Annotated in this window: 9 protein-coding genes; 5 read left to right on the forward strand and 4 right to left on the reverse strand. The window is 42.4% G+C overall.

Annotated features, from left to right (window positions below):
- Positions 1–322 precede the first annotated feature (322 nt).
- The 4 genes from rlmD (at position 323) to NWQ57_RS02915 (ending at position 4,686) form a co-directional block, all read left to right on the forward strand.
- Positions 323–1,645 carry a 23S rRNA (uracil(1939)-C(5))-methyltransferase RlmD gene (rlmD, locus tag NWQ57_RS02900; RefSeq protein ID WP_306020516.1) on the forward strand — a complete coding sequence of 441 codons (1,323 nt, stop codon included), beginning with the start codon at positions 323–325 and terminating at the stop codon, positions 1,643–1,645.
- A 62-nt stretch (positions 1,646–1,707) separates the two neighbouring features.
- Positions 1,708–3,126, forward strand: coding sequence for a deoxyribodipyrimidine photo-lyase (locus tag NWQ57_RS02905; RefSeq protein ID WP_306020517.1), 1,419 nt, complete (start codon positions 1,708–1,710; stop codon positions 3,124–3,126).
- A 39-nt stretch (positions 3,127–3,165) separates the two neighbouring features.
- On the forward strand, positions 3,166–3,924 hold the full coding sequence (locus tag NWQ57_RS02910; protein ID WP_306020519.1) for a Nif3-like dinuclear metal center hexameric protein: 759 nt from the start codon (positions 3,166–3,168) through the stop codon (positions 3,922–3,924).
- Positions 3,925–3,933: 9 nt separating this feature from the next.
- Positions 3,934–4,686 (forward strand): methyltransferase, encoded by a 753-nt coding sequence (locus NWQ57_RS02915; RefSeq protein ID WP_306020520.1) that lies wholly within the window; start codon positions 3,934–3,936, stop codon positions 4,684–4,686.
- 76 nt (positions 4,687–4,762) lie between these two features.
- Here NWQ57_RS02915 and NWQ57_RS02920 read toward each other — a convergent pair whose 3' ends face one another.
- Positions 4,763–5,251 (reverse strand): glutathione peroxidase, encoded by a 489-nt coding sequence (locus tag NWQ57_RS02920; RefSeq protein ID WP_306020521.1) that lies wholly within the window; start codon positions 5,249–5,251, stop codon positions 4,763–4,765.
- A gap of 74 nt (positions 5,252–5,325) precedes the next feature.
- Here NWQ57_RS02920 and NWQ57_RS02925 point away from each other — a divergent pair, with 74 nt between their 5' ends.
- Positions 5,326–6,189: an NAD(P)-dependent oxidoreductase gene (locus NWQ57_RS02925; RefSeq protein ID WP_306020523.1), complete on the forward strand. Its 864-nt coding sequence runs from the start codon at positions 5,326–5,328 to the stop codon at positions 6,187–6,189.
- Positions 6,190–6,208: 19 nt separating this feature from the next.
- Here NWQ57_RS02925 and NWQ57_RS02930 read toward each other — a convergent pair whose 3' ends face one another.
- The 3 genes from NWQ57_RS02930 to NWQ57_RS02940 all read right to left on the reverse strand — a co-directional run.
- Positions 6,209–7,864 (reverse strand): DUF342 domain-containing protein, encoded by a 1,656-nt coding sequence (locus NWQ57_RS02930; protein WP_306020524.1) that lies wholly within the window; start codon positions 7,862–7,864, stop codon positions 6,209–6,211.
- Between the two features lie 109 nt (positions 7,865–7,973).
- Entirely contained in the window at positions 7,974–9,404 is a 1,431-nt protein-coding gene (sbcB, locus tag NWQ57_RS02935) for an exodeoxyribonuclease I (protein ID WP_306020525.1), read from the reverse strand.
- Between the two features lie 139 nt (positions 9,405–9,543).
- Positions 9,544–9,894, reverse strand: a 351-nt coding sequence (locus tag NWQ57_RS02940) for a hypothetical protein (protein WP_306020526.1), incomplete at its 5' end; no start/stop codon positions are given.

The following is a 9,894-nucleotide window of genomic DNA, read 5'->3' on the forward strand; positions in this document are numbered from 1 at the left end:
TTAGCTTAGTAAAGGCTAAGAGTGAGAAGATAAACTTAATTTTTTAACTAAATCCTTGCACAGTGTTATTGGCAGTGGAGGCGGTACAAACTAGACATTTAAATAGAAATTTGGCACCGTTTCGTCCCATTATCGCTGAAACCTCAAAGTATTTTCTTGCTGGTTGAATGCTCATGCTTCTTAAATTCAACTATGCGATAAGGCTTGTTTGCATGTCGACAAGCACCAACTCTTGACGACAAAAATAAATGTTAAGTAAAAAACAACAGCATTTAAAAAGTTAGATAGAATAGGCCTTATAATCAGTAACAGAGTTTAAAATTTGCAACATAAGCATCAGAAACGACGTCGTAAAGTTAACACAGTAGCGGTAGGACCTAATCAAGAGTTTCAGGTTGAGGGGTTAACACATGACGCTAGGGGCGTGGCCCGGTTGAGCGGCAAAGTGACCTTTATTGAAGGGGCCTTACCTGATGAAAAAGTTATCGCTCAGGTAATTAAGCCGGGCAAAAGCTTTGACATCGCTAGTTTGAATCAAATCATTGAAGTCAGCCCTTATCGTTTAACCCCCCTTTGTCCGCATTACGACCTGTGTGGTGGTTGTAGTTTTCAGCACTTAGCTATGGAGCAGCAGCTAGCTGCCAAACAAACGTGGTTGCAAGGTCAGTTACGCAAAGTCATCGGCGAACTGCCCATAGAACGTTTAAGTGCCGAGGATTATGGGTATCGTCGCCGAGCAAGAGTTGCTTTCATTTATAGTGAAGGTAAAACTATCATGGGCTTTCGTGGTAAAGCCTCAAACCGCATTATCGATATCGACAATTGTATTGTGCTGACCCCAGCGTTGCAGCAGATTTTCGCCAAGCTCAAACAACGTTTGTTAAGCGATAGCTTAGCAGCAAATTTAGGGCATATAGAATTACTTGAAGATAGCCGCGGTGTGTCAGTATTGTTTCGATTAACCGCGATGATTAGCCCCGAGTTAAAAGCGCAATGGATGCAATGGGCAGATACGTTTTCGTTTGTCATTTATTGGCAGGATCCAGCAGAAAAACGCGTGCAGGTAGAGGAAGGTGACCTACGCTTTTACGATGTTGATGATCTTAGGCTACGTTACCATCCACAAGATTTTATCCAAGTAAATGAGCAGATGAATAGCAAAATGGTGGCTCTTGCGATGAAATGGCTAGCGCCCAGTCAAGACGACGTGATTTTAGACTTGTTCTGTGGGGTAGGTAATTTTTCATTGCCCTTAGCTAAGCGTGCGAAACAGGTGGTAGGTGTTGAGGTGCAAGCAAGCATGGTCGCCGCTGGCAGACGAAACGCCTCAGAAAACAAACTAGAAAACCTGCAATTTGTAGCGGCTGATTTGAGCCAGGCCGTGACAAACGAATTGACGGCCATGTCGGTCACTAAAGTATTACTTGACCCCCCTAGAGCAGGAGCAAAAGCCTTTTTAGATACCCTAATAGGCATTAAACCTCAGCAAATTTTATATGTTTCGTGTGATGCAGCAACCTTAGCTCGAGATACAGAGTACCTCGTTTCAAAAGGCTTCAAGGTGTTACGCGTAACAATGATGAATATGTTTCCGCAAACATCTCACGTTGAAACTATGATGTTACTAGAACGGCTTTCCCAGTGAGTGATCATATTAGTGCTCAGGTACGTAGCCACGAGTTAGGTTAAAAAATTAAGGACAACAAAATGACTGCATTGGTTTGGTTAAGAAGTGATTTACGTGCGAATTGGCATAGCCCTCTAGATTATGCCATTGAACATCATGAGCAGGTGTGTGCACTGTATTGCTTAACACCAGCGCAGTGGCAGCATTATCATTATGCCCCTTGCAAAATTAATTTAATTATTAATCGCCTCTCGGCACTTCGTGAAGAATTAGCGCAAAGAAACGTACCCTTGTTCATTATAAACACTGAAGATTTTGCCCACACTCCCCAAGACCTTATTGAATTTTGCGTTAAGCATCAAATGAGTGCCGTTTACTTCAACGCTGAATACGAATGGGATGAACGAGTTCGAGACAAAAAATTTAAGCAATTATGTGATGAAAAGGACATTAAGGTTGCCAAGTTTCATGATACTTGCATTATTCGCCCTGAAGTCATCATGAGCAAACAAGACACGCCCTATAAGATGTTTACACCTTACTTTAAAACGTGGTTAACTGAGCTGTTAGATCATTTTCCGCATCCCACGGCTACCTCATCGGCAAAGTCCACAAAAATAACGCCAGATAATAGTGATTTAACACATTATAAACAGAACACTGATGTAGAAGATTGGCCTGCGTCTAGTGATGATATGTATAAGCAACTGATAGCCTTTGTTGAGCAAAAAGCCCCTGATTACGCTGACAACAGAGATGTTCCTGCAGTGGATGGCACCAGTCAGATATCCCACTTGCTTTCGATTGGAGGCCTTAGCGCTAAGCACTGTGCATTTGTTTTGCAACAAGAATATGGTGAAAAAATCTCTGAGCCAAATCACGGCGCGCACGTGTGGTTAAAAGAGCTCGCGTGGCGCGACTTTTACCGGTATGTGGCGTTTCATTTTACCCACGTAAATAAGAATTTTCCTTTTCAAAAGCAATACCACCACTTTAAGTGGGATGATAACAAAGCGCATTTTGAGGCATGGAAAAAGGGTGAAACAGGCTACCCTATTGTTGATGCTGCGATGCGCGCGCTTAAAGCCACTGGTTGGATGCACAACCGCTTGAGAATGATCGTAGCTAGTTTTTATTGCAAACACTTGTTTTTGCCTTGGCGCTGGGCTGAAGACTATTTTATGAGCCAATTGATTGATGGTGATTTTGCGTCGAATAATGGTGGTTGGCAGTGGAGTGCATCGGTAGGAACGGATGCTGCACCGTATTTTCGTATTTTTAATCCTACTTCACAAAGTGAACGTTTCGACCCGCAGGGCACGTTTATAAAACGTTGGGTGCCAGAGCTGAGTAAGCTGACAGCAAAACAAATTCATCAACCAAGTAAATATACTGATGTCATAAAACTCGGTTACTATGTGCCTATCGTTGACCACGCCAGCTCTGTGTCTCGAACAAAAGCACTATTTAAAAGCTTTATCGATGCCCAGCAGCAGTAAAGCAAAGACAAAAAATTAAGCGACCAAGACCTTTAAAATATGAGCGTTTCAAGAACTGAATTACTGAACACCCTAAATGACTTACTACAGCCGCATTTGATGGGTGACGGGTGCCCAAATGGTTTGCAAATAGAGGGTAAGCCTATCATTCGTAAAATTGTGACAGGCGTGACAGCGTCACAAGCATTGATCGACCGAGCTGTAGCAGCCGAGGCAGACGCCATTTTTGTACATCATGGTTATTTTTGGAAGGGCGAAGATCCTTGTTTAAGCGGCATGAAAAAAAAGCGGATAGCCACTTTGCTGCAACACGATATAAGTTTATTTGCTTATCACTTACCCTTAGATGTGCATCCTAGCCTTGGCAATAATGTGCAACTGGCTCAGCGTTTAGACATAAAAAATATCGAAAACCTTGAAGGAGGAAGGATCAGTATTGCCTTAAAAGGCAACTTTGAAACAGCGCTTACCCCAAGTGAATTAGCCCAGCGGTTAGATTTAGTGCTAGGCAAATCACCCTTAGTTGAAGTCGCGCAAAAAGCGCTAATCAGTTCCGTGGCATGGTGCACTGGTGGTGGACAAAAATACATCGATTTAGCTGCCAGCCAAGGTATTGATGCGTTTATCACGGGTGAGGTTTCCGAGCAAACCATCCATACTGCACGAGAAATGAATATTCACTTTTTCGCTGCAGGCCATCATGCAACTGAGCGATTTGGTGCCCAAGCAGTGGGTGACTATTTAGCAAAGACCCTTGATGTGACAGTTGAATTTATTGATATTCCCAATCCTGCCTAAGATTAAAAAATGAAAGCCGACCAAAATTTTGATGATATTGCCACGAAGTTTGAGCACAATATCCATGGTTCAACCAAGGGGAAACTCAGGCACGAACTATTTTTACATCATTTAACCAACACCATCGACCTGCGCAGCTCACCTATGCGTATACTTGATGCAGGTGGCGGTACTGGCACCATGACTCAAGCCATGTTAGCCCTAGGACATGAGGTCACACTTACGGATATTTCTGGAGAAACCTTAGCCATTGCTAAAGCTAAGTTTGCCACCAATGACAAGCTGACATTGTGCCATCAAGATATACTTAGCTTGCCAGAAACGCAGTACGATCTTGTTATTTGTCATGCGGTTTTAGAATGGTTAAGCGACCCTTTTCCTGTTATCCAAAAATTAGTGGCCTTGCTTAAGCCCGCTGGGTATTTGTCTTTAAGCTTTTTTAATCAAGATGCGCAGCGTTTCAGTAATATTTGTTACGGTAATTTTGATTATGTTGAGCAAGGCATGAAGGTAAAAAATCAAGTACGCTTAAATCCTAATAATCCACAGCGTCCGCAAGATATTTTGGCTTTTATGCAAGATTTGCCGGTAAATATTGTTCAGCAGGCAGGTATTCGGTGTTTTCACGATTATTTAAAAGATAAGACCCAGCAAACCAGTCATTACGAGCAGTTAAAACGACTAGAATTACAATATGGCGAGCAACAGCCCTATTTGTGGTTTGGTAAATATTTTATGCTAATTGCGCAGCGAACTATATAAATTGAGCAAGGGCTCAACCCATGTAACTTGGCCCTTAACACAAAGGGCAGGGTTACCTGCCCTTTAAGTGTAGTGCTTACTCAGCGAGCAATGCCTCTATATCGGTGATGATATCTGTGGGTTTAGTGGTTGGTGCATATCGCTTAATTACCTTGCCATTTTTATCCACTAAAAATTTAGTAAAATTCCACTTAATCCCTTTGCTGCCCAATACGCCAGGGGCCTCTGACTTGAGAAAGGTGTAAAGTGGTGATGCCTGACTTCCGTTTACGTCAATTTTTCGAAACAAGGGAAAATTCACATTAAAGTTAAGGCTACAGAATTGTTCAATTTCCTCGTCTGAACCTGGCTCCTGATGGCCAAATTGGTCACAAGGAAAACCCAGGACAACCAAACCTTGGGCATGATAGGTGCTGTACAGGCGTTGTAAGCCTTCATATTGAGGCGTAAAACCACATTTACTGGCAGTATTAACAATCAACAACACCTTCCCCTGATACGGTTCGAGGGTGGTTTGTTGGCCATTATTTAAGGTAAGGTTAAAATGATATAGGGTATCTGTCATGAAGGTTCCTGCATCGTGAGTAGTAGTTTATATTGTCAGGTTTAACGGTACATTCAAGTATTAAAGGGCATAACATGAAGCAAAAAGTAGCTTTTATCGGCTTAGGCGTTATGGGGTATCCCATGGCTGGACATTTAGCGGCTGCAGGTCATCAAGTGAGCGTGTACAACCGTTCATCAGCTAAGGCAGAAACTTGGTTAACTGAGTATGCTGGCCAGTGCGTTGCTACTCCTAAAGAAGCAGCTCAGCAAGCAGAAATTATTTTTATTTGTGTGGGTAACGATGAAGATTTACGTGAAATCATGCTCGGGGAGCAAGGTGTGCTTGCAGGTATCAGCCCTGAAAAAATTGTTGTAGATCACACCACCACATCAGCCAAAGTGGCCAAAGAGATGGCGGCAGAATGCGAAGCCTTAGGTGTTTCTTTTTATGATGCGCCCGTATCTGGCGGACAAATTGGCGCACAAAAGGGGCAGCTTACCATCATGTTAGGCGGTGATGAGGGACACTTTGCTAAGGTTAAAGCGGTAACAAATGCCTACGCAAAATGTAGTCAATTATTAGGGCCTGTAGGCAGTGGTCAATTAGCAAAGATGATGAATCAGATCTGCATCGCAGGCATCGTACAAGGCTTGGCAGAAGCCTTACAGTTTGGCCAAAACGCAGGGCTAGATTGCCAAGCAGTAATCGATGTTATTTCTAAAGGGGCGGCACAGAGCTGGCAAATGGAAAATCGCTCAGCCACGATGCTGCAGCAGCGATACGATTTTGGATTTGCGGTGGATTGGATGCGCAAAGATTTAGATATTGCCCTACAAGAAGCTAAGAATAACGGGAGTTCATTACCCTTAACCGCGCTGGTTGATCAATTTTATGCTGATGTTCAAAAACTAGGAGGTAACCGTTGGGATACCTCCAGTTTGTTAGCACGACTATAGACTGACTTCGTCGCAGAAACTAAACCAATGGCTCATGTTGCCATTGGTGTCCCAAAAACGACACTTGAGATTTTTCATATTCTCGTTCCGCACGCCATGTACGGTTATTGAGTTTTAGAATGACTCCCGGATAAATTTTCTTATTAGCTAATAATTTGATATTTGTTTGATAGCTGTCTTTCGAATTTTTCATTTCTTCGGCTTTGCTTTCTAGCCATTTTAATAATTGCCACTCGTTTTGCACCATTTCATTGGCTTCTTCTACTCGTCCCTTCATATCTTCGGGGATGTATTTTCCGTTGATCAGGTTCATTCGTTGTTGGTGTCGGGTATTATTTTGTTTAATTTGGCGCAGTAGTTCGTCAAGCGTATCCTTGCGCTCTAACAAACTATTAAAACCGTCGCTAAAATCAATACTTAAACTACTTCCTGAAATAGCGCCTACGGTTCCAGCCGCTAACTTACTATTGCATTTAATGGTACAGCCAAAAATATTACCAGCGGGTTTGTCAACAGCGCCTACTGTTACTTCGCCTTTGCAGGTTACTCGGCTATACGCTAATTGACGGCCAATGGTTACATTGCCATTACAATTTATATCTAGGCCCTGGCCATGTTGAACGTGCACGCTGCCCTTGGCAAATAGCTGAGAGCTGTATTCGGTGACATTGTCATTAACCTTACCCATAGCTCCTTCAGTAATAATGATGTCACCGCCAGCCTGAATATGAGCTGATTCAACAAAGCCATTGATAGTGACATCGCCAGAGGCAATGATTTGCATTTTTTCTGTTACATCGCCGTTTACCAACACCGCGCCATCGTAATTGATGTTGCCCGTTCCTACGTTGACCCCTTTACAAATAAAGGTCTCATCTACCCACATTTTTTGATCTTTAAACTTAGGCATCCCAGAAATGTCAGCGATCAGAAGATTTTCATCTCGTTCACTGATAGCCGTCCCTTCGCCAGGTTTAATAGGCAGTAACTCGCCGGGTTTCGGCTCAATTCTAGCGCCGGTCACAGTCACGCCGATGCGGCCTTTACCTGGTGGTAGGCGGCGCAACAACTCTGTTCCTTTTTTAACGCAAATAACGTCACCCAAATTACGCATATCTACGCGGGCGCTACCAACTTGCTGTGGTTGTAGGATGCGTTCTAGGGCATTTTGCACCAAAGGCTGTAGTTTAGACGAGCGGCCATTTCGTGGTGTTAAACCCTTAGCAACGATATTTTGATAGGTTTGTCCTGGCACTCCGTTATTACACTCTTTGGCAAGGGCTTCTAAGCGTTTTTTACTGATACCTTTAACAATACTGTGTTCTTTCAAGGTTTTCATTAAGTGATCTGCTGTGAGAGCAGCTCCACCATAGCCTCTGGTGATAATTAAGCTTGCAGCTAACTCGTCTTCTTGAATCTTGCATTTAATGTCGCTTTCTTTGCGCTCAGCAATACGGTGAGTTGAGTCATCTTTGTTGCCGTTTTTCAAGGCAGTTTGATAGTGATTTAAGGCATCAACAATATTTTGTTCAAAAATAAACCACTGGCTATATTCACTTCGTTGGAGAATTTCTTGGATGGTTTTAGCATCGATGGGCTTTTGGATCATTTTGGGCGATAACACCACATCCAAAAATTGCTTGTTTTCATCTACCTTAAGGGTAATACCTAGCATTTAAATCACCTTGTCCGTGTGAAACATTGATTTCACAATATAATCAAAACGTTTTGCTTACAATTCAAATTAAATATCGGCTAGTTCAGATTTTACCTTACCGCCATTGTTATAAATTTTGCGCATATTTGTAAAGGGCCGTGATGATAGCCAATTTTTTAGGGTTATTAGCATGTTCAACGCTTAGGTGTTCTAACTCTTGGAAGTACTCTGGCAATTTAATCGAAGCGGCTGAATTTGGTTCCATCAAACGAGTTTTTCTGTATTGTTGCCAGCTTTCAATTTCTTTTTGGCTCAGAGTTTGGGGAAAGTTTCTGGCTCTGTAACGAAACAGCAACGTGCTTAATCTCGGATCTTCAAAGGGCAGCACTAAGTCAATTAACTGCTGCTCTGTGGCTTGATTAACTTGAGAGATAAGTTGCTTATCTGCTGAACTGAAAAAACCACCACTATACAGGGCATGTTCCGGATCCGATGACCTTTCACTATATTGCTCAGTAAATACGGCTTGTAGCTTCGCTACTATGTCTGTGTTGGATTTAATCCATTGTAAGTTTTCTAGACATTCTTTGCGATTGATGCCGAGCCGAGAAGCATTTTCTTCTGTTAGTGTTTTAGCTGGCGCGATAAAAGGGCATTTATTTAAATGTATCAATTTAAGGGGCAAGCGCTGCTCGTCCTGAGCCAACATACTGCTCGGCTGATATAGTTTTTGTCTAATTTCTTCAACGCTTAGGGTAGCCAATGGTCTGGGATCTAAGGCTAAATTAAGTACAATCACCGCATTTTTATTGGTAGGGTGAAGCGCTACCGGACTTATCCACGTACAACATCCCTGAGCCGCAGGCAATTTAGAAGATACATGAACGAGGGGCGTTAAATTTTCACAGTCAATTAGCGCTGCTACCTTGGTTTTACTGCGATTTTCAAAGGAAAATTGATAAAGCTTACTTTGTTTTTCCTTGATTAATTTAGCCAAGGCAATGGTGGCGTAAACATCCGACATCGCATCGTGCGCGGCCTTGTGCTCTAAACCGTTGGCTGAGCTTAACGCTTGCAGTTTAAAACTCGGTATTCCATCGTCGTTTAATGGCCATTCTATGCCTTCTGGCCGAAGTGCATAACAGGCTCTGGCTAAATCAATAATGTCCCAGCGGCTATTACCATTTTGCCATTCGCGAGCATAGGGATCGTAAAAGTTACGGTATAGCGTGTAGCGTGTTACCTCATCATCAAACCGTAAACTGTTGTAACCCGCCACACAGGTATTAGCTTGGCTGAACTGCTCATAAATTTTCTGAATAAAACTGGCTTCACTGATCCCATCACGCAGGGTTAATTGAGGTGTTATCCCTGTAATTAAACAAGCCTGCGGTTGGGGGATGTAATCGTTGGGTATTTGACTGTATATCATCAAAGGTTTGTCGATAATATTAAGGTCTAAATCGGTTCTTACACCAGCAAATTGACATGGAAAGTCTTTTTGTGGACTGACTCCCCACGTTTCATAATCGTGCCAGTAAATTGTTGCTTGGTTCATGCCTAGCTTTTATCTCGTTTCGCAGTTTGCTAATAAATTTACAGGCTTGGATACTAAACTAAAGGCGAGGTTGGGTAAACGTCTTGGCAGATGAAGAGTAAAGCGATGTCGTTGTTTGTAAAAATGTAAGGGCAAAAACTTAATCTTTACTTTGTAAAGCCACTATTTCCTCTTCTAGTTTTTTGCTCGGGAAAAAAATCATCTGTTTTTGTAAGATGGCGAATCGTTTGACGTCATCCTTATTGACGTGGTGAATTTGGCTTAATAACGAATACCAATTGATATTTTGCGGGCTATTGTGTGATTCTGCTTGAGATATCAGTTGTTCTAACAGTAATTCTGCCTCTTCTAATTGACCTGTTTGAAAATAAGCGCGGGCTTTTAGATTTTCATATTCCTCAGGTAAACGTTGGGTTACAGGGTCGAGTTCGATTAAGGTTAATTGTCTTAATTGCTCAATGTAGGTTTTTAATAACTCATACTGTTGGTA

This window comes from Paraglaciecola sp. (assembly GCF_030730205.1).
In the GTDB taxonomy this organism is placed as follows: Bacteria; Pseudomonadota; Gammaproteobacteria; order Enterobacterales; family Alteromonadaceae; genus Paraglaciecola.

Coding starts and splice junctions, on each gene's coding strand:
- NWQ57_RS02905 (WP_306020517.1), top strand. CDS start 1,708: ATGACTGCATTGGTTTGGTTAAGAAGTGATTTACGTGCGAATTGGCAT.
- NWQ57_RS02910 (WP_306020519.1), top strand. CDS start 3,166: ATGAGCGTTTCAAGAACTGAATTACTGAACACCCTAAATGACTTACTA.
- NWQ57_RS02915 (WP_306020520.1), top strand. CDS start 3,934: ATGAAAGCCGACCAAAATTTTGATGATATTGCCACGAAGTTTGAGCAC.
- NWQ57_RS02920 (WP_306020521.1), bottom strand. CDS start 5,251: ATGACAGATACCCTATATCATTTTAACCTTACCTTAAATAATGGCCAA.
- NWQ57_RS02925 (WP_306020523.1), top strand. CDS start 5,326: ATGAAGCAAAAAGTAGCTTTTATCGGCTTAGGCGTTATGGGGTATCCC.
- NWQ57_RS02930 (WP_306020524.1), bottom strand. CDS start 7,864: ATGCTAGGTATTACCCTTAAGGTAGATGAAAACAAGCAATTTTTGGAT.
- sbcB (WP_306020525.1), bottom strand. CDS start 9,404: ATGAACCAAGCAACAATTTACTGGCACGATTATGAAACGTGGGGAGTC.